Genomic DNA, 25,875 nt, shown 5'->3' with positions numbered 1-25,875 from the left:
ATTAACCCTCCGCTCCGGTGATAACAGCAATGACCTGAATGTAGGGTTGTTTTTCTGTCGTCATCGTGTCCTCAATCCATTCGATATAGCTGTTAAAGTTGTGTTCAATTTCACGCTGGCGCTGCTCTTTACGGCTCTGTTTAACTGACTCTTGCTGTTTATTTTCAGCAAAATCCATTTCCAGCTGGCTTATCTGACGCCCTTTGAGTTTCTCTAGCTTTTCCAGATGTTCATTGAGCTGTTGGTTAATTTTGTCTTCAAAAGCCTGACGATCGTGTGCAAAAACATCGCGAGCATGGTCAATCGCTTTTTCCAGTAGTTGCTGCTGGCGCTGGTGGTTGCGTTGCTCGCCACCGGCATTGGTCAGTTTTTTGCCAAGCTGCGGATTGTTTGCCAGGAATTCAGCAAACGGCAAACTCCCGGTTAGCTGGTCAAGATTAAAACTCACCACGAGCCATGAATTCACCATCGGGTGGGATTTACGATTCGGGAACAAGCCAGAGAGAATAAAATGGTCTTCATCTGGCGAAAATAGATGCGGCAGGCGAATTACCGGGGCCTGATGGCGACCAAAAGCAGACTGCATTTTGTCATCTAACCACTGCACCACCGGGTTGATTTGCCAGAGATAATGAATATCTGGCCAGGCGTGTTGCTCCCCACGGGAACGGATAATGGAATCAGTGATAACTTTTTTATCCTGGCTTAGGTAAAGCTGGCCATTTTCCGGGGTGATTTCTGGAGGAAGCTGATTAAAGCGTCGGCGCAATTCTTCCGGTGCCACCAGCGACAGAGTGTTATCAGGCAAGGTTTCAAATTGAATACGTTGGCCACTGGCCTTCAGATAACCCAGGGCTTTTTCACAGTAGGTTTGTTCATCAGCGAAGAGGCTGGTATCAGTGGCCGTTAGTGACTGAATGTCGTCGGAAACCACATTACTCAGTTCGCTGAATAAATCGTGTTCAGCACTTTCACCGACGTTACTGTTCAATAGCTCATCAAAGAGGCTGGCACCGTTATCGCTACCTTGCATCATGTAGCCTGCGACCTGCTCTTCTTCCTCTTCCTGGGTAAACTTACCCGTGAATTCTGAACTGTCACCGATATTTTTCTGCGCTTGCTCATCTTTGTTGATCAGCACTTGCAGAACGCGCATATCGCCATTGATTTGCGGCTCATTCGCCTCAGTTAACAGGTAACGAATTTGTGGAACGTGCTTTTGGCCGTAGCGGTCGATACGCCCGTTACGTTGCTGGAATACCATCAACGACCAGGGAATATCGAAGTGAACCATTTTGTGGCTCAGGTGGTGCAAGTTGATACCTTCCGATGCCACGTCCGAACAGATCAGCAAACGCAATGGTGACTGTTGCTTACCGAAGGCTTCAACAGTTTCCATCAGCACAGTGTCGCCCTGGTCGCCACGTAATGTTGCGACTTGCTCTGGTTTGATTTTGAGGTCAGCAAGCAGTTGCTGGTGCAAGAATTCCAGCGTTTTTATGCTCTCGGTAAAGATCACCAGACGGTCGTCGCTGTTATTGGCTTTCCATTTGAGATCGCTGCGGATGGTTTCCAGTAATAACTGGTATTTGCTGAACTGACTGGCATCAACATTATTCAAAGCCAGCAGCAGAGAATGCAGTTCGTTAATTTGGCTCTGGCTATTAATTTCTTTACGGCTTTCCAGGCGTTTCAAACGGTTCGCAACCACGCTGGCACAAGCCATAGGACTGGAGAACAGAGCTTTCTCCAGCGTGATTTTGAACAAACGACCTTTGTTTACTGAAGTATCTTCATCGTCGTCATCGCGGAATTTACTTTCCAGAAGACGGCGGTAAACCTCTTCTTCTGCGGATGTCGCCTCTCGTTTCAAGGCCTTGATTTCTCGTTCCGGGAACTCACCAGCCATTTGGTCTTTGACGTCTTTCTTAAAGCGACGCACAACCAAATTTTTATCCGCGAAATCTGCGTACTCATACTCTTTAGGATTAGCAATCGCAGTGGGGTCAAGCATGTTCATCAGGCTGGCAAAACTTTCAGCTTTACCATCATGAGGGGTCGCAGAGAGCATAATTAACGTATCGCTTCGCCCGGCAAGCAATTTTGCCAGTTTGCTGCGTAAGGAGCTGGTCCCTCGTTCAGCGACGTTATGCGCTTCATCGATGACAATAATATCCCACCAGGCATTTTCCAGATGGTGACGGTATTCAATGTCTTGTTTCAGGGTATCGATGGAAATAATCGTTTTATCGAAATAGTGAAACGGGTTGTGGTTCGTGGGGATACGGTTGCGTACTTTTTGCAAACCTGCAGAATCAAGACGGGTAAGAGGAATCGCAAAACGGCTCCAGAACTCTTTCTGAAACTGAGTAAGCATGGACTTGACTGCCAACACCAGGATACGTTTCCCACGCCCACGGTGGATTAATTCAGAAACCAAAATTCCCGCTTCGAGCGTTTTGCCAAGGCCTACCGCATCGGCAATCAAAATTCTCTGGCGTGGCTGCGCCAGCGCCATCCGCGTTGGATCAAGCTGGAAAGGCATCGAATCCATCGCCGCGTTATGGCCGAAGTGAACCAAATTATCTGTCGGCACTCGCTGGCGAAGCTGGCTTTCGATATAAAGTTGTGACGCCTGATAGTTGGCGGAGTCGTCCTCTACCAGCTTAGTTTTTGCAGGATCCAGTATTTCTATATTTTCTTCCAACCCTGTCAGAAACAACCCTTCTTTACCGCGTACCAGTTCCGAAATGCCGTCACAAATAAGCAAGTGACCACCATCACCGCTGTTGTCTGCGCGACGAATACGCCACTCTGCGTCACGAATGACTACCCGCATTCCGGGTGCATAATTTTGTTCGTTCATCGGTTTTTCTGTCTGTTGTAGCAGCAATGCAAATCGGCGGTTTATCGGCACCAGCACGGCATACTGCGATAAAAAAGAGGGAGTTAAAGAGTATCACGATGGCTGATTAATGTGATGGCTTAATGGGGGACATCTCGCAATAATTTAGTTTATTTATTAACCAGAGACATGAGAATAGTGCGCTTCGTCAACCCCCTGCCCTGAACAGGCAGGGGGCCTTCAATTACCCGACAATAATGTAGCTTCGCAGACCATTATCTGGAGCGATGAGATTTGCCCTACTGGAAGCGACTATTTCGACTTGCCGGGAAGGATGCTCTTCGAAGTCAAAGAATGAATCCCCCTGGCAGCGCCAGTAGCCAAGCCCCATATCCAGCAGTAGATAACCTTCACTACCATCTTTGAATGACACAGTTAACTCGCGGCCATGGTCAGTCGTTCGGTTATCACCAACAAACCATGAAATATTCCCTGACCAGGCAGGGCCCAGATATCCTTCTTCCAGCAATGTTCTCAACACCTGCTCCCTGTCTTGCTCGTTGAGCCAGGCGTTAAACAATGAGTCATGTTGACGCGAACTGTAGTCGAGCTTTTTCACCGATATCGAGAGTGCCGCTCGTTCTGCCATTCCTTGTTCGACCAATTCAGTCAAAAGTTCGGCCAGCAGACGTGCAGTGAAAGGACTATTCACATAACGATCGCTATATTGCACCTGAGCTATTTCACGTTTTTCGGTGAAAGCACGCTTCCAGAATGGGTGTTGACTGCTTATAAGCGCCCAGAAACGTGCCCCGAAACCTTCCAATGGGCCATCAAGTTGGTGGGACAAATGGATTCGAACAGCTCCCGCGGGCAACTTAGGTAACAGTTCTTCCGGGGAGAGCGCATTTCCAGGGTAATCCTTAGCAGCGGACACCTGACAAGATACAACAGGAGTTGTTGCACTCTGCCCCCAGCTTTCACCAGGGATGGTAATGGCATCATTGCCTGCGGCCCACTGTAGGCAATGATCATCACCAATAATTTGCGCCAACCAGCGACCTTTATTCTGAGCAAGCTGGATCTCAGTGATAGGACGGATGCATAATGTATTACCCGGCATCGCTGACAATGCCGACAACTGATGGCGTATTTTCTCAGGTAACTCAGCTAATGCGGAGGTGATTAGCAGTTCAACCTTGCCTCCCGAGGATGCAAACCGCAGTACATCCTTCAATAATGGCCACTGCGCAAAATCCCACTCCTCTGTCACTCCGGATATTACCAATGAGAGAGTGCCGTAACGCCCTGAGCTAAGATGCTGCGATAAACGCAGCATTAGAGGGATAGTTTCAACCCGGCTGCTCGGCCCGAAGAATTGATATTCCGGTGCAAGTTTCAACATCTGCAAACGCGTACTGGTGAGCAATGGTAAGGCACGATGGCGATCCAACTTACTGACATAGTGCTGACTGTCGTAACTGAGTAAGCAGTGATGACAGAATTTATCGCATGAGCAATCAAGTAACTTTTTGGCGTAGTTAAACACTTCGCTAAAAAGATCAATTATTTGAACAGCATAACCTGCCCCGCCTGCATTATTGTCATAGATGAAAATCGAGTATCCATAAGCATTGTTACTATCGCGTGATTGCTGAATAGTGACGCCCAGCTCGGTATTTTCAATACCTAATTTATGCGCCAACCCTTCACGTAATGTGACAGCCAGGGAACGTGCAGCAACATCATCAGTAATCAGCAAACCGTTTTCGTCATTAAGCTGCAGTTCAACCATGTCTGTACGGCTGCTATAACCTAACCACAAATCTTTATGAACATGACCATGGCACAGCTTGCTGCTGCCCTGCCAATCATTACTGCCGCCACGTAACAGAAGATGCGTATTTTCTAGTGCAGGATTTTTGAGTGTTACCGGTGTGCGTTCAGCTTCCATTTGTGACTCAGTGCGACCACAAGACAAGCAAATGGCATAGCCTTTACCGAACTCACCATCGCTGAAATGGAATAACTCACCACTATTGCTAAAGCGGTAACGCCCCAGTGATGTATCTGGCAGAGAAACCCATACAGCTGAAGGCACCAGAACCCGAGGGTCCTGATAAGGCAATTGTGCGGGCATAGACACATCGTTATGGGCCTGATAACGGATATCTGTCGCAAAACCAACTGGTTGCAAATAGCGCCTCACGGTAAGTAGTGATTTTTCTGCACCACAATGGCTACAACCTGCAGGATATGTTGCGCTGGTAGACCCCGCACCACATTGGCGGCAGTGCCAGAACCACGGAATATGATGGTCGCCTTTTAGCTCCTGCCCACTCCCCAATACTTTACCGAGCATAATTCCTGCGGACCGGTAGACTTTTCCGCCTAAAACCACATCGGCACCCGGTGCATATTCACGCAATGCTGTAGGCAAGTCACGACTTGGCAGTTTTTCGAGACTACGTGAAAAGTTCTCTGTCCCCTCTTTCTGATCCAATTGACTGGCTTTTAAAGCTTTACGCTTTTCAAGTTCATCAGCTGTCAGGAAGTTAAAGTTAACGACCCCCACAGGGAAACCGTGTCCAGGAAGAAAAGCTTCACTGATCAGTTTTGAAAAAAGATATGCGCTACGATAATCACGTAATTGATAGGCAATTGCTTTACCGGCAGGAGTCTCTTCCCAGGCAATATTGTCTGCTTTCAAAGATTCAATATTTTGCAGCAAAATAGCGAGTTGATTACGCCAGTGAAGCTCCGCTTTCTTCATCATTGTATTGGTACGGGAAAGTAGCTGGGAAGCAGTCAGAGACGTTAATATCGTTCCCTGAACCAGCCGTTTCAACTTGTTGGCCAATACTTCTGATTGGCCATTCATCCAATTCAAGAAACGTTGACACTGGCTATCTTCACCCTCAAAAAACCATTTACAACTCAGCTTGGTCGCATCCGGCACTTCCGCCCTTAAAAACAGACCAAGTACCAGCGCATTGACGTGGCGCTGGACAATGCTTTCGCTCTCAAAGCGTACCTGTGGAGCCTTGGAACTACTGTTAAATGGCCAAAGCGGATCTTTGAAAACTTCCATACCATGGGCGGTATTTTTGCATAAGGTAATTGCTGCTGAAGCTGATTCACCTCGACGCCCTGCACGGCCTGCACGCTGCAGATAATTAGCTGGAGCAGGAGGGACGTTATTCATCGCAACCAAACTCATACCGCCAATGTCTACGCCCATTTCCATCGTCGTAGAGCAGTTCAACACGTTTACTTTCCCAGCCTTAAACAGTTTTTCGTTAAACTGGTTTTGTTGAGGTGTGCGTTGTGCAGAATGCTCTTCCAGGCGATACCAGCCATCCTTCAGTGCCAGCCTGTCGCTACGGGTAGACCACACACCTTCACGACGAGCGCTCTTGATTTGCGGGTCATCTTCCAGCCATTGTAACCGCTCATCTCTTGGCAACTCACCGCCACCAGACAGCCGCCAGTGGCGCATTGGCAATTCAGGCATTTCAACCAATACGGCCTTCTCAGGAGCAATGCCTTCACTTCCAGGTAAATAAGGTGAGTAACCTAGCAGAGTTACATCAAGTGCGCGCCGGGTATAAGGACAACACCAGATCTCTTTTGGGCTGTAAAAATAAGCTTGTTCTTTAATATCAAATTGATAACCCGACTCAAATTGACGTAGATTTGGCCTGATGGCATCCCAGGCCTCTTTCATTAAATTGTTAACTAAATCTTTCCAGTAAGTTTGATCTGGCTGAATAGCTGGGAATACAGCCACCAGTAACTTAATAACCCGGTTGTAATGGCGATCCCGAATTTGGGGCCAAAGTTGATCACGCTTCTGCTCTTTATATTTTTTATCCGGCCCTTGCAGCATTTTTACTGGGAAACGTGCCCCCATCCAACGGGGATATTGTTCATTCTCGTAAAAGACAGCACTGTTTTCGCGAATAAAGAAATCAAGGGTAATTTTCAGTAGATTGCGCCATTCGGCAAGTTGCTTGTCAGGATCTGGCAGAAGGCTTTTCCAATCCTGAGGACAACGATTCACGTTATCAATAAAAGGATAATGAATAGCAACGAGACCCAAATTTTCTAACGTCCATGCATTTTTAGGGCGGCGTCCAAATTCACTGTACAGACAAAAATCGGCAAACTGTTGTTTGGTTAAATCAAGCCCAGATATTTCTTTGAAACTACCTCGCATTCGGTCAGCCAGGTCTACACTACCGGATAGCTGCTCGACCAATGTTTGCCAGGAAACAGATTTAACCTTCTGACCACCCGAACCAGAAAGTAACGCTTCCATTGCCTGAGCATGTGCTTCGCTTTGTGAACTGATGGCTGCCGTAATGGTATTCAAAGCGAGAATTTCATTTGGGCTTAACACTTCATGTGAGGTTATCGCCTTACTTAAAGCCTCGACTGCACTCTTAAATATTGGAACTACAGAGAATTGGGAAATATAAGGTTTGAGCAATTCTTTCTGCTCGTCGCTCAAACCAGCAGAACGTTCTGTTATGTTCGCTAACTCTTGATAGCAAAGGGTTCTGAGGGTTGATTTATCTGCATCTTGCTGTAAGCGTGCAGAAATTCGTGCCGTACCCTGACGGGAATCGGTAAAAGTCAGTAATCGACGACCATTGAAAGGCCCTTGCTGTTCTTCCAGGTTTTTTGGTAATGGGGAGAATTCAAGTAACGTTGGAATAATGTCACTTAGAAAGAAAGGTGCCCCCAAACGCAGTGGGCGAAATAAAGGGTTATTTTTCCGCTCAGCATCACCACAGCAAATACAAGTAAAAAACGTCGATTTTCCTACATCACGGTTTTCCGGTCTCAGCAAATTCACTTCATAACCAACTGCGGAATTACTGACTATTTTCCCTTGGCTGTTCTCTTCGAGTGAGACAAATGTTTTCTCACCGGTATCAGCTAAAAGACGATCAAACTGGTGACCGCTCTCTTCGCTGTCTTCATCTTCATCATCACGATATAAGTCTACTTCAAGAGCAAACTCGTCTTCATCGGCAACAGTTGGTTGTGCAGATAACCATGTAGTGCCATCGTTTTTTAATTCTTCCTTTGCCGATAAATAAGCTGTGCCACAGCCGGAACAACGAAGTACCTCAAAGACTGGTGCGCCACAATCACAAAACAGGCGTTGCTCAGACCAAATTTGTCCAAACGACCAATCCTTATTCTGCAATTCAGGAGATTTATGGTCACATTGCCGATTTGAACACGCCCATAGCCCAGCCAGAGTTCGAATAAACCCGTGCATACGTAAAGGGGTAAAAGCTAGCGAATAATCTGATGTATCTACACGAGCTTTAGCCATCAGATCAAGTAATTGCAATAACTCACGGTTTGATATTTCCGGCCAGATATGCCGGGCAGTAACCAGTAATTCACTTAAACGCACTGCAGGATTTTTTTTCTGAGTTAATGCTCGCCGTAGTTCTTGCGTAACTTGGTACTGACAAAGCTGTTGATAAAGTTCTGTCGGGGTAAGATTATTTAGTGAAGATAAAGATGACGGAAATTCAGCTCGAATATGCGTATCAGATATAGGTGGGATCTGGCGGTAACCACGTATCACTTTTACATTCGGCTCAGTCACACCAGCCAAATCAGCGACAAATTTTGCCAATTCTTGATTGCCCTCGACTGAATCTTCACCAATCGTGGCCGATGTTGCAATGACCTGAACAGGATTATCAGTCCCTGGACCGACATTAAAGGCCTGCATGACACGGCGCAGTAATAATGCCAGCTCTGCCGCCTGGGAACCAATATAGCTATGCGCCTCATCAAGAACGATATATTTCAACATCCCCTGTGACTTATCAACGATAGGAGCATCTTTACGTCGAATAAGCATATATTCCAGCATGGTGGTATTCGTTACCATAATAGAAGGTGGGGACTCGTATATTTCCTCTCTACTCAAAGCTTGTTCTGGAACTTTTTTCTGCTCTTCCTGAACCTCATATTTCGTGTGTTTCGTTTCACCGTTATAAAGCGCAAAGCGAATTTTTCCTTTAAATCCTTTGGTCCAGTCACGTAACCGTTCCTGCTGACTGTTGATTAGGGCATTAAGCGGGTACAAAAAAATAGCCTGAGTCCCCGTCAGTGGCTGCCTGTACGCTTCTTGCTGTCGAATCAGGTCCTCCAGTACAGGGACCATGAAACATTCTGTTTTTCCTGACCCAGTACCACTGCTCACTAATAAGGACTGTTTATCTTCAAGAATAGTACGCCAGGCTGTTAGCTGGTGGGAAAAGGGCACTGGTGCATGACTGAGTGCATTAACCAAATGGTTAGATATGAGCTTGTCTCGAAGACCATCCATTGTTTCACTAGCAGGCATCCAACCAAAAGTACTTTCAAATACGGGATCGGCAAGCAGAGAACCTTGTTGTCCTGGTGCTCTGAAGTACTGAGATTCCAGATACTCAGTCAGCGATTTGCTACGCAATGCCAGTTGGCTCACCACCGAACGCACTGCACGCTGATGAAGTTGATTTAAAAGCGGCGCATAATGTAGTTGCTGGACTTTCATCAATGACAAACTCCTGCTTGCTCAAAATAATACTGATAAATGACCCCCAACTGTTGCGGGGCTTGTTGATAGTGTATTTCAAATAGTGAAGAAAGCTGGTGCATTACATTATTATCTTTATGAGATAACAACGCGGCGACCAACATCAAATTAAATAGTTTCTCAAATTTTTGTTGGTAACTGTCTTCGATCCAAAACTTTTTAAATATAGATTTCAGATCAGGCGATATAGCAGTTAACCATTGTTCCTTGGTAAAGGTTCCAACACGGCCAAAGCTATCCGGAGTACGTAGCAGCATCTGTTTTGCTTCATTAAACTGCTCACGATCAACAGATGGAATTCCGACACAGACTGATTGTGATAATTTCAAATTCATTTGAAGCATATTGGCAATCGCTGCGAATCGACGGTCAATCGCTGCTCTATTACTAATAAATACAACAAATGGCTGTAATATATTTAACGCCAGCGCTTCATCACCAAACTGAGTTGCAAGAGAAACATAACAATCATGAAAAGATTTCCTCCAATTTTCGAATGGAATCCAACCCCATGAGAATGGCAATTCATTTTGCATATCGTAAATAAGCTCACTATCACCAGATAAACAGGATGTGATTAAGAGCTGAATTAAAGCCAGTGGGTCCCTGGATAGTTTATTAAACAAATCGTGCACATGCAGAGGTAAGTCATCAGAGCTTTTATATTTTTTTAAATACTCGACTATTGAATAAGCAGACTGCTGTAATGGATTGTTTTTTACATCGGAGAGCAGTGAGTTTATCTCACTCTTACGTTTTGACTGCTCCGGCTCACAAAGTGATTTTATTAACAGTTCATCGTGTACGGGTAATTTATCGCGCCATCTTAATAATGGTTCAACCCGAATATAGTTATCTAGCTTGCCAATTATTAACCAAGGCCCACTGCTATCACTCTTTGACGAAAAATCATAACCTAATGCATCTTTCTGTAAGGTCATAACGCATGAAGCAGGATCTGTAAGTGAAACTGCTTGTACAATTATTTCACTAGCTCGATCTTGTGGAAAGCTAATTGCGTCCTGAACATCAATATGTAGACGATCATCTCGTTCAATAAACTTACCATCATATCGTTTTACGTTTAGCGTTGAACCGACTTTTCCTAATTTCTCAGCGTAGAAATCAAGATGTAATGAGCTATTTCTCGCCCATGTGCACGCTAGAAGTGATTTTAAGAGGTTATATTTCTCATATAGTGAAATTTGTTGTAAGCTTTCATTGCGCCCAGTTAATAATGGAATATCCATGGATAAAAAATGATAATTTTTAGAAAGTGGGTTCTCATCTTTTAACTCTATATTTAGAAAACCTTTTCCCACTGGAGATATTGTTAGCAAGTCAGCGCTCACCCCATGTAAATGGTCTACTGATGCAATACCTTCAGAAAATGTCTCACCTTCATGATTAACAAATCGACCACCTGCCACTGGAGAGGGTAATAATAGCTTAAGGTTACAACCATCCCGCCAGGTAACACGCAGGTCTATTGTGATATTTTTGGAAACACTACCATCGAAAGGAACTATGCACTCTTGAGCCAGATAGTCAGTTTTTAATAAATAATTTTCATTATTTGTGTAACGTTCTACCCGCGTTTCAGCAATCCCGGAAAGAGTAATAATTCCTTTTTGGGCTGAGTCGGGAACAATTTTAATATCAAAATCTGCTGGTAGAACAACCATCCGACCACTGAATAACACTTCATTATTAACCACATGCCGTACTTCAACTTGCCCTTTAGGCATTGAAGTTGAGACTAAGGACCATGTCATATTCCCTGAACGTATTGAGCGCCAATAAAGTTCCGGCTCGGGAACAATCCCATGCTGAAGGTCTTTTTTCCAGGCAATTTTAGGCCAGGCTCGATGAACAGGATAATCCGACTTAACAAGATCGACCTCTGATGGTTTAATAAAATATTCAGTCGATGAATCAGATATCTGCCGAGTACGAATAGTACAGATGGCACCATCTTGCAAAATAACGCTAAAAACACCACTGACTTTCGTGAGACTACGTGCACTATTCGTCAAAAGTCGTGGAATATCGAAGTCTCCCTCACCACTGATATCCAGATTGCTATTTGCAGGCAATGAGATAAATAGAGCTGCTTGCACAGAACTAACAGAACCCATTCCGAATAATTTCAGCTGTGACTCACTCTCGTTCATAGCTTCAAAAACCCAAGGGAGATCTTCTGCCAGTTCGTATCCTCCTTTCGGAATTCCCCTGCCTATGAGCGCTGGCCCATCAAACAACATTAATGATATTTCTCCCATAGCCTCCATGCCTGAGATTTTTTGTGTCGCAGCTGGCAACAACTCAATCCGCCAATCTTGATGTTCATGACGACTTAGCATTGCCAGACGTGCTCCACCATTTATCCATTGTGCAGAAATAATCAGTCGCGATTGATCTTGTTGTATTTCACACTCAAATAAGGCTTTAAGCTGTTCAGTACGTAGCATGCCAGGAAAACGGAAGCGCGCGTCACAGAACCAACTGTCATCGACATCTATCCAAATTCTTTCTATTAAGATGCCAGAAGCGACTCGGGTTTCAGATGTTTGTGAAAGTAAACGCCTGACTATTTCTGCTGCATTTTCTTCCAGGAGAACGAGAGGTAGTTGGTGATGCCAGTTTGGCAATGTCTTGCGTAGTGAGGCAATAGGATCTCCCCCCTGATGACCACTTTCGTTAAGAAGTTTAGAAAGCGTCCAGCAAAATTCACCCGCTACTTCATAGACAAGCTCGTTTTGCATTGTACCTGGAATAGTGTCACTCAAGTCTTCCGCAATCTTAACTGCTGAGACATTACCTTGTGACCCTCTCAAAGCCTGATAAATCCGCCTGAAGTAGTTTATTAAATAACCACTCTCATTTTCTATCATTCGTACTGGCAATCCACCTTCGCAGGCTAGTGTATGTAAGTAGCCTGAAGCTTGCCCCAGACTCCTCACTTCTCTTTTCCAGTAGCGTATACCTTCACTGACAAGCTTCTGGCGATGCTGATATGGAATTTGCCAGTTTATGGACTGTAAAATAGCATCCCATTTGGGATGGCCAGCAGTGTGATTCCGACGAATAAATTCGGCTGCATAAAGACAGAACAAAGCATCGCTGTAAGAAATAAAGACCGTTTTGGGATAGCTCCGAGGGACATGACTGCTAAGAATCTGAGCCAGTTTCGCGAATTCGACATCTTCGCATCGATAGGCATAGAGAGCTCTTCCATCTGTTACTGTTAGCTGGCGTTTTCTAAGAAAATCTTTAAGCCACAGTAGAAGAGGGTTAGTTGGCGTCTTCACAAGCATCCTTTTGTCCGGAATCAGATTTCTTAACACATTACTACCATGAATGAAAAGCTCAAAGGATAACCACCTTCAAGACTGATTAATGTCATTTATTCTTAGATTAATTTTGTTACAATAATCACAAAAATCAGGTTTGCTCGCAGCACTTTGATAAATTTTTCCCATTGTGCCTGCCGCTAAGCTTAAAAATTACAATTACGTAACACAGGAATCGTTATGTTAGCCCAGCTTTTTGAACATTTGTTTCACTCTGTTGATTCAATGCTTGTAACCAATATTTTTATTTGGGCCGTAATTTTAATCTTCTTTAGTGCCTGGTGGTGTGACTATAAAAATATCCATAGCAAATTCAGGGAATATGCGCCGACACTAATGGGTGCATTAGGTATATTAGGTACCTTTATCGGCATAATTATTGGCTTATTGAATTTTAATACAGAAAGTATTGATACTAGTATCCCCGTATTGCTTGGTGGTTTAAAAACAGCTTTCATCACAAGTATTGTCGGTATGTTTTTCGCTATTGCATTTAATGCACTTGATGCATTTTTCTTTGCAAATAAACGAAATAAATCGGCAACTAATGAAACAGAAATTATCACTCCAGATCATATTCACCATGAATTGAAAGAACAAAACCAATTTTTGGAAAAGTTAGTATCGGGAATGAATGGCAGCGAAGAAGGTTCGTTGGTTGCACAGATAAAATTATTACGTAATGAAATAAATGATACATCTCGCATCCAACTTTCTCATCATAATGAATTTAGTAATAAACTATGGGAACAACTTCAACAATTTGCAGATTTGATGGCCAAGGGCGCGACTGAGCAAATAATTGATGCACTGAGACAAGTTATTACTGATTTTAATAATAACTTAACAGAACAATTCGGTGAGAACTTTAAAGCCCTTGATGCTTCGGTAAAAAAACTTGTCGATTGGCAAGAAAACTATAAAACCCAAGTCGAACAAATGGGCGCACAGTACCAACAAAGTGTCGAATCATTAGTTGAAACACGTGGTGCAGTCGCTGGTATCTGGGAGGAGTGCAAAGAGATACCACTTGCAATGGCTGAGTTACGCGATGTTTTGCAGGTTAACCAACATCAAATAGGCGAGTTATCTCAGCACCTTGATGCTTTTGTTTTGTTACGTGATAAAGCAACCGATGCAGTTCCGGCTATCCATGAAAAACTGAATGAAGTAGGTGAATTGCTTAAAGCAGGTGCCCTGAGTGTCAGTACCTCCCTGGGGCAAACAGGAGAGGAACTACTTACCAATGCAAATGCCATGCGCATTGCCCTGGATGAAGGCTCAGAAGGTTTCAGACAGTCGGTTACTCAGACTCAGCAAGCATTTGCATCAATGGCACATGATGTAAGTAATTCTTCTGAGACTTTGACATCAACTTTGGGTGAAACCATTACTGAAATGAAGCAAAGTGGTGATGAGTTCTTGAAGTCTCTTGAATCACATTCTAAAGATCTTCACCGTAATATGGAAAAAAACACAGCCAGTGTTATTGACCTCTTCACTAAAACCGGTGATAAGTTTAATCAACAGTTATCTAATAATGCAGATAATATGTTTGGAACCATCCAGTCAACATTTGACAAAGCAAGTGCAGGTTTGAATTCACAGGTAAAAGAATCAGTTGAGCGCTTTGGTAGTTCCATCAACGAACAACTGCACGCTTTTGAACAAGCTACTGAACGTGAAATGAATAGGGAAATGCAAGCACTAGGAAATTCATTACTGGCAATCAGCCAGGGATTTGTTAAAAACTACGATCATCTAATAAAAGAATATCAAAGTATTCTTGGCCAACTACAACCATTAATTAACTCAAGATAAAACCGTGGGTAACAATCAATGGATAAAATTATAGGCAAACCTACCCCGAAGAAAACCCAAGATAATGAACACTGGGTTTCTATGTCAGACCTAATGGCCGGACTGATGATGGTATTTATGTTTATTTCTATTGCTTATATGCATTATGTGCGTATTGAAAAAGAAAAAATAAAAGAAGTGGCTGTTGCCTATGAGCAAGCTCAACAGCAGCTTTATAATGCTTTAGAGGTTGAGTTTTCGAAAGACCTACCATCCTGGGATGCCGAAATCGATAAGCAAACCCTTGAAGTAAGATTTAAATCCCCTGATGTTCTTTTTGGATTAGGCAGCTCAGACTTAAAACCAAAATTCAAAGAAATTCTTAACGACTTTTTCCCACGCTATTTGAAAGTATTAGATGAGTATAAGCAGCATATTACTGAGGTACGTATAGAGGGACATACCAGTACAGATTGGACGGGTGCAGCCAATCAAGATATTGCCTATTTTAATAATATGGAGTTATCTCAGGGAAGAACTCGTGCAGTATTACAATATGTATATTCTTTAAAAGAATCAGCTGGTCACCAAAAATGGGTGAAAAGTAAATTTTCTGCGGTAGGATATTCATCTTCACATCCAATTCTTGCCCCTGAAGGAAAAGAAGACCCAAACCGTTCACGACGAGTCACGTTTAAAGTTATTACAAATGCCGAATTACAAATTCGTCGTATTATTCAGGAATAGTCAAAATGAAGTTAACTCTTGATTTTTCTGAATTGATTGCACTAGGAAAAAAAATGCTTCCTTCTGGTGCTAAATTTTCTCTTGATGAAGCGCTTGTTGTATTCGATCCTATTGATATTGAATTGTCTGCAGGAAAGGAAGTCAGTATTGCTGACCTTGATCCTGGTAGTGGTTTAATTTCCTACCGGGGTCGTCAAGTTCTTCTATATATTCGGGATCACTCCGGACGATATGATGCTGCTATTGAGGATGGTGAGAAAGGAAAAAGATTTCATATCGCATGGTGTCGAACACTTGACGAAATGCGCCAGAAAAATCGTTTTGAACGCTACCATGCAACAAACCGTGTTGATGGTTTATTTGAAATTGACGATGGTTTAGGTCGCAGTCAAGATGCTGACTTGAGAGTTTGCATGAATTGCCTTGAACGACTAAATTATAAAGGTAGCATTGATAAGATACAAAAGAGAATAATATTTAAATCGTTCTCCTTAAATAATTTTTTCTCTCACTACAGTACTTGTTTCCGTCATATGCCAAAAGGTATTCATGATAAAGCAAATAGTGGCTATGTAGATAATTGGAAAGAGATTTCACGGTCTGTACGTGAACAATCAAGCTATAAATGTAATGATTGCGGTGTTGATTTAAGCTCCACACGCCAGCTCTGCGATGTTCATCATAAAAATGGTGTTAAATACGATAATTCAGCAGAAAACTTGCATGTTCTTTGCAAGGATTGCCATCGCAAACAACCTCTCCACGAAGGGATATTTGTCACTCAAGCTGAAATGGCAATTATTCAACGTTTGCGATCTCAGCAGGGGTTATTAAAGGCTGATTCTTGGAAAGATATTTATGAGCTAACTGACCCATCTGTTCACGGTGATATTAACATTATGCAGCACAAAGGATATCAACCTCCGGTTCCAGGATTAGACTTACAGAACTCTGCACATGAGATTATTGCAACTGTAGAAGCTGCATGGCCCACATTAAAAATTGCAGTGAATTTAACCGAAATACAAGTAGAAGGTTGGGAAATATTCACAGTTGGTGAACTCGTAAAACAGATACAATCTGGGGTTATATTTTAATTCGGTAAAAATTTGAAAGAGACCTGATATTCACTCAGGTCTCCATAGTGTTTTCTTTTGTGCAAAGTAAGTCTTATCGATGCACTCTTTCTTTATGACAGGGAGTTTTTAATCTTCGCATAGTCAAAAGGCGAGATAACGCTTTTCCGATTTGCATCCAGAAAATCAGCCCACCACTGCAGCATTAGCCTGCGTTCATCCAAGTGCTCTGCCTTATGAATGTAAGACGCACGTACAGAGTTACGCTCCTGATGACTCATCTGCCGCTCGACCGCATCCTTCGACCACATCCCTGATTCGATCAACGAACTACATGCCATAGTCCTAAATCCATGCCCGCAAACCTCAACTTTCGTGTCATAGCCCATCACCCGGAGTGCATTGTTTACCGTATTTTCACTCATTGGTTTACGCGGGTCATGATCGCCAACGAAAATTAAATCGCGATTACCATTTAGTCGTTTTATTTTCTCAAGGACTGCAAGGGCCTGACGAGATAACGGTACTAGGTGCGGCATTCGCATCTTAGATCCACGGTGAGAATGCTTAACCCCTTCCAATGGTTCGCGATCTGCCGGTATCGTCCACATTGCTGTCTCGAAGTCGATCTCTGACCAACGGGCGAAACGCAGTTCGCTGGAACGGATAAAGGTAAGCAACGTTATTTCTATAGCTAAACGAGTGAGCGGTCTACCGGTGTATGTGTCAATACGATGAAGGAGCTCAGGAGTCCGGCTAAGTTCTAAAGCGGGACGATGTTGCCTTTTTGCTGTAGCGACAGCTCCTGCCATTTCCTGCGCGGGATTATAATCGGTCAAACCGCTTTGTACGGCGTAGCGCATGATTGCTGTGGTGCGCTGTTGTAGGCGTGAAGCCACTTCAAGACGCCCTGATTTCTCTACCACTTTGATGGGTACCAGCAAATCGCGGGTTTTAAGTTCGGTAATATTGCATTTACCGATAGAGGGGAAAAGAAAGTCTTCCAGGGTTTTCAAAACTCGGGAGCTATGATCTTTTGACTACTTCTTATTAGTCGCATGCCATTCTCTGGCAACCACTTCGAAGGTGAAGACTTCTTTAGCCAACTCTTCTTTTACTGCACGTTTTTGTTCGCGAGGGTCAATACCTGCCGCAACCAGTTTTCTGGCAGCTTCTCTTTTATGTCTGGCATCAGCAAGAGATGTCTCTGGGTAAACACCAAAAGCCATCAGATGTTGCTTACCACCAAAGCGGAAACGAAAGCGCCAGTATTTGGAGCCGTTAGGGTGTATCAACAAAAACATGCCATCGCCGTCTACTAGCGAGTATTCCTTTGCTTCAGGTTTTGCCGAACGTACCTTAGTATCAGTCAGGGCCATGATGGTAATCCTTCCATATGCCGCCGTGAGTATATAAACGTTATCAAACCAGCATATATACTCACTTGTATACTCACAAGCAGGTTGATGTGGGGTAACTCAGATTGACGTCGGTTGACTGAAAAGAGAGGAAAAGCCTTGCGGGGACTGGATTTTAGACATAAAAAAAGACGTCCGTAGACGTCTCTTTACATACTAATGGTGCCGAAGGCCGGAATCGAACCGGCATGCCTCGCGGCGGTTGATTTTGAATCAACTGCGTCTACCGATTTCGCCACTTCGGCACTGAAGTAGTATGCGGAGAACGAGGTGAATTATACCTACCCGAACTCCGCATGCAACTGTTATCCCACCAAGTTTAGTCTAAGTGTTGAAAAAACCGCCATCAACGCCGTTTTAGCAGCAAATAAATACTGATTAGGAGGAAAAGTATACTCGGTAACAGCGCACCGATGACCGGTGGGATGTTGTAAACCAAGCTAAGCGGGCCAAAAATCTGATCCAACACGTAGAAAACAAAGCCAAAGAAGATACCGGTAACTACCCGAACTCCCATTGGTACACTGCGTAATGGGCCAAAAATGAATGACAACGCCATCAACATCATTACGGCAACGGAGAATGGCGCAAATATCTTGCCCCACATATTCAATTCATACCGGCTAGACTCCTGCCCGCTTTGCCGCAGGTATTTACTGTAATCGTGCAACCCGCTAATAGAGAGCGAATCTGGGTTCATGGCAACCACACCCAACTTCTCTGGTGTCAGGTTGGTCTTCCATTCACCGGTTAGTGTCTGCGAGCCAGTCACCTTATTTGGATTGCTTAAATCAGACTCATCAACCTGCGATAAACGCCACAGGTTGTCTTCAAAAGTTGCCGTGGCAGCATAGCGAACCGAGAGCAAACGATCCTGTTTATCAAAATGATAAATATTCACCCCAGTCAGTTCGTTATCACCCGATACACGCTGGATATAAATAAAGTCAGAACCGTCTTTTGCCCACAACCCAGATTGCGTTGATAACAATGAACCACCGTACATTTGCTGCGCACGGAAGTTACGCGCCATCTGCTCGCCTTGCGGCGCAACCCACTCACCGATGGCCATGGTCAGCAACACAAGTGGGATCGCTGTTTTCATCACCGAGGCAGCAATTTGCATGCGGGTAAAGCCCGAAGCCTGCATTACCACCAGCTCACTGCGTGTAGCCAATGTACCCAGCCCCAGCAATGCACCTAGCAGCGCTGCCATCGGGAAGAAGATCTCGATATCTTTAGGAATGCTGAGCAAGGTGTACATGCCAGCAGATGCTGCTGAGTAATCGCCCTGCCCGACTTTACGTAACTGATCGACAAACTTGATAATGCCGGACAGCGATACCAGCATGAATAGCGTCATCAGGATGGTATTGAGGATAGTCCGTCCGATATAACGGTCTAATACACCAAACATCAGGCTGCACCTCTCAATCGAGCACGTAACTTACGAGCCGGCAGGCCATCCCACAGGTTCAATATCACCGCAAGAGCCAGATAAGCACCATTTACAGTCCACATCCAGATCAAAGGGTCCAATTTGCCACTACTGGCGTTAGAACGCAGGGAGCTTTGTAACAGGAAGAAGATTAAATACAGCAACATAGCTGGTAGCATACTCAACACGCGGCCCTGGCGTGGGTTCACCACGCTGAGGGGCACCACCAGCAACGCCATGACGATAACCGACACAATCAGCGTTAGACGCCAATGAAACTCGGCGCGAGCATCAGGCTCGTTCGAGTTCCACAATTGTTTCATGGTCATCTGCTCTGCCACATTATTATTTTGCTGCACTTCCTGATGACCAATGATGGCCTGATAGTCGACAAAATCAGTAATACGGAAATCGCGCAACAATGCAGTGCCTTCGTAGCGAGTACCTTTATTTAAGATGACCACTTGTGAACCATCGGGCCGTTCGGTCATGTGACCGCTGTCAGCAACAACAACGGAGGGACGCTGATTACCGTTTGGCCGCAATTGTGCCAGAAATACACGGTTAAACTCTTTGCCCGTCACGTTACCGATAAATAAGGCTGAATTGCCATCAGTTGAGGATTTAAACTGCCCACCAGCCAAAGCGGCCAGGCTAGGGTTGGCTCTGGCGTCGTTCAGCACTTCGTCTTGATGTTTAGAAGACCAAGGGCCAAGCCAAATAGTGTTGACCGCCGCCAGCGCAGAAGTAACCAGCGCCAGGATCAATGCAGCCATAATCAAGGATTTCTTGCCCATGCCGCAGGCATGCATCACGGTGATTTCACTCTCCGTGTACAATTTACCTAGCGTCATCAATAAGCCAAGGAATAAGCTTAACGGCAGGATAAGTTGTGCCATTTCCGGCACACCGAGCCCTAAAAGGGATAAAACCAGATTTGTCGGGATTTCACCATCTACCGCAGCGCCTAATATCCGTACTAACTTCTGACTAAAGAAGATTAATAGCAGGATGAACAGAATCGCAATTTGGCTCTTAAGTGTTTCCCGTACCAGATATCTAATGATGATCACGCTAATACGCCTGTGAAAACTTGTCTTTTTGCAGGAAAATCGATAGTTTCATCGTTAATCCGCCATTTATTCTCATCATATGGCAACCTTCACAGCTAAAATAGTATTACAGCATCTAGCGTTTAGGTGTCCTATAGGAACATGCTTATAGTCGCCAAAACAAAACAACTTATGCCGTTAAGGTTAACACACGTCGTTAACACAACGGAGAGAGATCGTTGCGGAGCGCTACATTCTAGCGGTAGCTCCCGCCTTTGTCTTTAAGATTCAGGAGAGTGCATGGAGTTCAGTGTAAAGAGCGGCAGCCCGGAAAAACAGCGCAGTGCCTGTATTGTAGTCGGCGTTTTCGAACCTCGTCGTCTATCTCCCATTGCCGAACAACTCGACAAAATTAGTGATGGCTACATCAGCGCTTTATTGCGCCGTGGTGAACTTGAAGGCAAAGTCGGGCAGACGCTGTTACTGCACCATGTGCCGAATATTCTCTCCGAGCGCATCTTGTTAATTGGCTGTGGCAAAGAGCGTGAGCTTGATGAGCGCCAGTACAAGCAAGTGATCCAGAAGACCATCAATACCCTTAATGACACCGGATCAATGGAAGCCGTTTGCTTCCTGACCGAGCTGCATGTTAAAGGCCGCAACACTTACTGGAAAGTGCGCCAGGCAGTAGAAACAGCGAAAGAGACGCTTTATACCTTCGATCAGCTTAAAAGTAATAAAACCGAGCCGCGTCGCCCGCTACGCAAGATGGTATTCAATGTACCAACTCGCCGCGAACTGACCAGCGGTGAGCGCGCCATTCAGCATGGTCTGGCGGTAGCTTCCGGTATTAAAGCGGCGAAAGACTTGGGCAATATGCCGCCAAATATTTGTAATGCCGCCTATCTGGCTTCGCAAGCACGCCAGTTAGCCGATGCATTCAGCACCAATATCATCACTCGCGTGATTGGTGAGCAGCAAATGAAAGAGTTGGGAATGCACTCTTATCTTGCTGTAGGCCATGGTTCGCAGAATGAATCATTGATGTCGGTGATAGAATATAAGGGTAATCCAAACCCGGACGCTAAGCCAATTGTGCTGGTGGGCAAAGGCTTGACCTTCGATTCTGGCGGTATTTCCATCAAACCTGCCGAAGGCATGGATGAGATGAAATACGACATGTGTGGCGCTGCAACTGTCTATGGCGTCATGCGTGTTGTGGCCGAGCTTCAATTACCATTGAATGTGATTGGTGTATTGGCGGGCTGTGAAAATATGCCAGGTGGCCGCGCTTATCGCCCAGGCGATATCCTCACCACCATGTCTGGTCAGACAGTTGAAGTGCTCAATACTGATGCTGAAGGCCGTCTGGTGCTGTGCGATGCATTGACCTATGTTGAGCGTTTCGAGCCAGAAGTGGTGATTGATATCGCGACCCTGACAGGGGCGTGTGTTGTGGCATTAGGCCATCACATCACCGGTTTGATGTCGAATCACAATCCATTGGCTCACGAGCTTATCGGGGCATCCGAACAAGCGGGTGACCGTGCATGGCGTTTGCCACTGGGTGATGAGTTCTACGAGCAACTGGATTCCAATTTTGCCGACATGGCAAATATTGGTGGTCGTGCGGGCGGTGCGATTACCGCTGGTTGCTTCCTGTCACGCTTTACTCGCAAATACAGCTGGGCGCATTTGGATATCGCGGGTACGGCATGGCGTTCAGGTAAGAACAAAGGCGCAACCGGCCGTCCAGTCGCGTTGTTATCCCAGTTCTTGCTTAACCGCGCAGGGTTAAACGGCGACGATTAATCGTTTTGATGTATTCCATTTGATATACACCCAAAGTAATTGAAGTTGCAGGTAGGCAGCCAGCGAACTCATCCCGATGAGCTTATTCAAGTAGGTCAACTACAAGTAAGTGATTCGGGTGGGTGAGTGAACGCAGTGAACACCCCTGCGGCTTCAAGCACGAAGGGTGAGAGAATTTATGAAAAACGCCACCTTTTATCTGCTCGAACACGACACGCCCGCTGGTGAGCTGCGTGCTCATGAGGCGTTGGCCTGCGAAATTGCGGCTGAGCGTTGGCGGGCAGGCAAACGGGTACTGATCGCCTGTGAAAGTCAGGAGCAGGCCCAGCGGCTGGATGAAGCACTATGGCAACGGGCACCTGAGCAATTTGTTCCCCATAATTTGGCGGGTGAAGGGCCAAAGTATGGCGCACCAGTCGAACTGGCATGGCCGGAACGACGTGGAAATTCCCCCCGCGACCTGCTTATCAGCCTGCTACCAGAGTTCGCAGGTTTTGCCACCGCTTTCCATGAAGTGGTAGACTTCGTTCCTTACGAAGAAAATTTGAAACAGTTGGCGCGCGACCGATATAAGTCTTATCGCAGCGTCGGCTTCCACTTGACCACGGCAACGCCGCCAACTAATTGAACTAAAAAAGAAAATGGAAAACACACCTTCTAATACCGACAAAACTGAGCCGTCCCTCGATAAAACATACAGCCCGCAAGAAATCGAACAGCCGCTGTATGAACACTGGGAAAAACAGGGTTATTTCAAGCCGAACGGCGATACCAGTAAAGAAAGCTACTGCATCATGATCCCGCCGCCGAACGTCACCGGTAGCCTGCACATGGGCCATGCATTCCAACAAACCATCATGGATACCTTGATTCGTTATCAACGTATGCAGGGCAAAAATACCTTGTGGCAAGCCGGGACTGACCATGCCGGTATCGCGACCCAAATGGTGGTTGAGCGCAAGATTGCCGCAGAAGAAGGCAAAACTCGCCACGATTACGGCCGTGACGCATTTATCGATAAAATCTGGCAATGGAAAGGCGAATCTGGCGGCACCATTACTCGCCAAATGCGCCGTCTGGGTAACTCCGTGGATTGGGAACGTGAGCGTTTCACCATGGACGATGGCCTATCCAATGCGGTTAAAGAAGTGTTTGTACGTCTGCACAAAGAAGACTTAATTTACCGTGGCAAGCGCCTGGTGAACTGGGATCCAAAACTGCGCACGGCTATCTCTGATCTGGAAGTCGAAAACCGCGAATCCAAAGGCTCCATGTGGCATCTGCGTTATCCGCTGGCCGATGGTGCTAAAACTGCGGATGGCAAAGACTATCTGGTAGTCGCTACCACGCGTCCGGAAACCGTATTGGGCGATACCGGCGTGGCAGTAAACCCGGAAGATCCGCGTTATAAAGATCTGATCGGCAAAGAAGTGATCCTGCCTCTGGTTGGTCGCCGTATTCCGATCCTCGGTGACGAGCATGCCGACATGGAAAAAGGCACCGGTTGTGTGAAAATCACGCCAGCGCACGATTTTAATGACTATGAAGTTGGTAAACGCCACGCCCTGCCGATGATCAACGTTCTGACTTTCGACGGTGATATCCGTACCGAAGCGGAAGTATTTGATACCAATGGCGAAGCGACTGATGCGTGCAGCGGTGCAATTCCAGAACAGTTCCAAGGTTTGGAGCGTTTTGCTGCCCGTAAAGCTGTAGTGGCTGAATTCGATAAACTTGGCCTGCTGGAAGAAGTCAAAGCCCACGACCTGACTGTGCCTTATGGCGACCGTGGCGGCGTGGTTATCGAGCCGATGCTGACTGACCAATGGTATGTTCGCACCGCTCCGCTGGCTAAAGTGGCAATCGAAGCAGTTGAAAACGGCGAGATCCAATTCGTACCGAAGCAGTACGAAAATATGTATTACTCGTGGATGCGCGATATCCAAGACTGGTGTATCTCCCGTCAGTTGTGGTGGGGCCACCGCATTCCAGCCTGGTATGACGAGCAGGGTAAAGTGTATGTGGGCCGTGATGAGGCTGAAGTACGCCGTGAAAACAACCTGGGCGCTGATGTTGCATTACGCCAGGATGAAGACGTGCTGGATACCTGGTTCTCCTCTGGCCTGTGGACTTTCTCCACTCTGGGCTGGCCTGAGCAAACCGAAGCACTGAAAACCTTCCACCCGACCAGTGTTGTGGTCAGTGGTTTTGATATTATTTTCTTCTGGATTGCCCGCATGATCATGCTGACCATGCACTTTATGAAAGATGAAAATGGTAAGCCGCAAGTACCATTTAAAACCGTCTACATGACCGGTCTTATCCGTGATGACGAAGGGCAGAAAATGTCCAAGTCGAAAGGTAACGTGATTGACCCACTGGATATGGTTGATGGTATCTCGCTGGAAGAATTGCTGGAAAAACGTACTGGCAACATGATGCAGCCGCAGTTGGCGGAGAAAATCCGCAAGCGCACCGAGAAGCAGTTCCCGAACGGTATTGAGCCGCACGGCACAGATGCTCTGCGCTTTACGTTGGCAGCTCTGGCTTCCACCGGCCGTGATATCAACTGGGACATGAAGCGCCTGGAAGGATATCGCAACTTCTGTAATAAGCTGTGGAACGCCAGCCGTTTCGTGCTGATGAACACCGAAGGGCAGGATTGCGGGCAGAATGGCGGCGAAATGGTACTGTCACTGGCTGACCGCTGGATTCTGGCTGAATTCAATCAGACCATCAAAGCCTACCGCGAAGCGATGGACACTTACCGCTTCGATTTGGCCGCTAATATTCTGTATGAGTTTACCTGGAACCAGTCCTGTGACTGGTATCTGGAACTGGCCAAGCCAGTGATGAACAGTGGTTCTGAAGCGGAACTGCGCGGGACTCGCCATACTCTGATTGAAGTTCTGGAAGCCCTGCTGCGTCTGGCACACCCAATCATTCCTTACATCACAGAGACCATCTGGCAGCGAGTCAAAACCCTGAAAGGTATTACTGCCGACACCATTATGTTGCAGCCTTTCCCGGAATATGATGCCAGCCAGGTTGATGAGAAAGCACTGAGTGATCTGGAATGGATCAAGCAAACCATTATTGCAGTGCGTAATATCCGTGCAGAAATGAACATCGCACCGGGTAAACCACTGGAAGTGATGCTGCGTGGAGCCAATGCTGAAGCTCAGCGCCGCGTACTGGAAAACCAGAGTTTCATCCAGTCACTGGCGCGGTTGTCCTCTCTCACCCTATTACCTGAAGGTGATAAAGGCCCGGTATCTGTGACCAAGTTGGTCGAAGGTGCGGAAGTGCTGATCCCGATGGCTGGCCTGATTGATAAAGCCACCGAACTGGAAAGGCTGGCAAAAGAAGTGGCTAAGCTGGAAGCTGAAATTGAGCGTATCGAAGGCAAGTTGAGTAATGAAGGTTTTGTGGCGCGTGCGCCAGAAGCCGTGGTTGCCAAAGAGCGCGAAAGAATGGCAGCCTGTGCTGAAGCCAAGCAGAAGTTAATTGAGCAACAGGCGACTATCGCCGCACTGTAATTAACCTGAAATTCAACAGCAAAATAGAAACAGCGGACTATTTAGGTAGCCGCTGTTTTTTTATCATTGTATTAATTCAGCGTCATACCCTAAATAATTCGAGTTGTAGGAAGGCGGCAAGCGAGATAGTCCCGATGAGCTTACTGCAGTAAGTGACTCGGGTTATTGAGAGCGGCCAA

General features: G+C 45.7%; 11 protein-coding genes, 1 tRNA gene and 1 pseudogene. 6 read left to right on the top strand and 7 right to left on the bottom strand.

Annotated features, from left to right (window positions below):
* Position 1: 1 nt before the first annotated feature.
* From FTB31_RS00970 to FTB31_RS00960, 3 genes are all read right to left on the bottom strand, one after another.
* On the bottom strand, positions 2 to 2,866 hold the full coding sequence (locus tag FTB31_RS00970; protein WP_227720464.1) for a DEAD/DEAH box helicase: 2,865 nt from the start codon (positions 2,864 to 2,866) through the stop codon (positions 2 to 4).
* A 223-nt stretch (positions 2,867 to 3,089) separates the two neighbouring features.
* Complete coding sequence (locus FTB31_RS00965; protein WP_227731007.1) at positions 3,090 to 9,419, bottom strand: DEAD/DEAH box helicase; 6,330 nt, start codon at positions 9,417 to 9,419, stop codon at positions 3,090 to 3,092.
* On the bottom strand, positions 9,419 to 12,778 hold the full coding sequence (locus FTB31_RS00960; RefSeq protein ID WP_227720461.1) for an STY4851/ECs_5259 family protein: 3,360 nt from the start codon (positions 12,776 to 12,778) through the stop codon (positions 9,419 to 9,421). Before FTB31_RS00960 ends, FTB31_RS00965 begins: the two co-directional genes overlap by 1 nt.
* A 216-nt stretch (positions 12,779 to 12,994) precedes the next feature.
* Between FTB31_RS00960 and zorA2 the strand changes: the two genes are divergently transcribed.
* From zorA2 to zorE, 3 genes are read left to right on the top strand one after another with little or no spacing between them, the layout of a single operon-like run.
* A complete protein-coding gene (gene zorA2, locus FTB31_RS00955) occupies positions 12,995 to 14,635 on the top strand; it encodes a type II Zorya anti-phage system protein ZorA2 (RefSeq protein ID WP_050075742.1) in 1,641 nt (546 codons plus the stop codon).
* An 18-nt stretch (positions 14,636 to 14,653) separates the two neighbouring features.
* Positions 14,654 to 15,361 carry a type II Zorya anti-phage system protein ZorB2 gene (zorB2, locus tag FTB31_RS00950; protein ID WP_050075741.1) on the top strand — a complete coding sequence of 236 codons (708 nt, stop codon included), beginning with the start codon at positions 14,654 to 14,656 and terminating at the stop codon, positions 15,359 to 15,361.
* A 5-nt stretch (positions 15,362 to 15,366) separates the two neighbouring features.
* Positions 15,367 to 16,458, top strand: coding sequence for a type II Zorya anti-phage system protein ZorE (zorE, locus tag FTB31_RS00945; protein WP_050075740.1), 1,092 nt, complete (start codon positions 15,367 to 15,369; stop codon positions 16,456 to 16,458).
* A 92-nt stretch (positions 16,459 to 16,550) separates the two neighbouring features.
* Here the strand turns inward: zorE and FTB31_RS00940 are convergent.
* From FTB31_RS00940 to lptF, 4 genes and pseudogenes are all read right to left on the bottom strand, one after another.
* A pseudogene (locus tag FTB31_RS00940) lies at positions 16,551 to 17,816 on the bottom strand (tyrosine-type recombinase/integrase).
* Between the two features lie 199 nt (positions 17,817 to 18,015).
* A tRNA-Leu gene (locus FTB31_RS00935) sits at positions 18,016 to 18,100 on the bottom strand.
* Positions 18,101 to 18,201: 101 nt separating this feature from the next.
* Positions 18,202 to 19,272, bottom strand: a complete 1,071-nt coding sequence (gene lptG / locus FTB31_RS00930) for an LPS export ABC transporter permease LptG (RefSeq protein ID WP_227729696.1) — start codon at positions 19,270 to 19,272, stop codon at positions 18,202 to 18,204.
* Positions 19,272 to 20,366: an LPS export ABC transporter permease LptF gene (lptF, locus tag FTB31_RS00925; RefSeq protein WP_050075727.1), complete on the bottom strand. Its 1,095-nt coding sequence runs from the start codon at positions 20,364 to 20,366 to the stop codon at positions 19,272 to 19,274. The genes lptG and lptF overlap by 1 nt, the downstream gene beginning before the upstream one ends.
* Before the next feature lie 279 nt (positions 20,367 to 20,645).
* On the opposite strand from lptF, the gene pepA reads away from it, so the two are divergent.
* From pepA to FTB31_RS00910, 3 genes are all read left to right on the top strand, one after another.
* The gene (gene pepA, locus FTB31_RS00920) at positions 20,646 to 22,157 is read left to right on the top strand and encodes a leucyl aminopeptidase (RefSeq protein ID WP_005175279.1); all 1,512 of its coding nucleotides are present in this window, start codon (positions 20,646 to 20,648) and stop codon (positions 22,155 to 22,157) included.
* 178 nt (positions 22,158 to 22,335) lie between these two features.
* Positions 22,336 to 22,785 (top strand): DNA polymerase III subunit chi, encoded by a 450-nt coding sequence (locus FTB31_RS00915; protein ID WP_002209309.1) that lies wholly within the window; start codon positions 22,336 to 22,338, stop codon positions 22,783 to 22,785.
* Positions 22,786 to 22,798: 13 nt separating this feature from the next.
* On the top strand, positions 22,799 to 25,696 hold the full coding sequence (locus FTB31_RS00910; RefSeq protein WP_227731006.1) for a valine--tRNA ligase: 2,898 nt from the start codon (positions 22,799 to 22,801) through the stop codon (positions 25,694 to 25,696).
* Positions 25,697 to 25,875 lie beyond the last annotated feature (179 nt).

Origin of the sequence: Yersinia proxima, assembly GCF_902170785.1 — a bacterium.
GTDB classification, from domain to species: Bacteria; Pseudomonadota; Gammaproteobacteria; order Enterobacterales; family Enterobacteriaceae; genus Yersinia; species Yersinia proxima.
The sequence above is the reverse complement of the archived record's forward strand: the minus strand, read 5'-3'. Positions and strand labels throughout refer to the sequence as shown.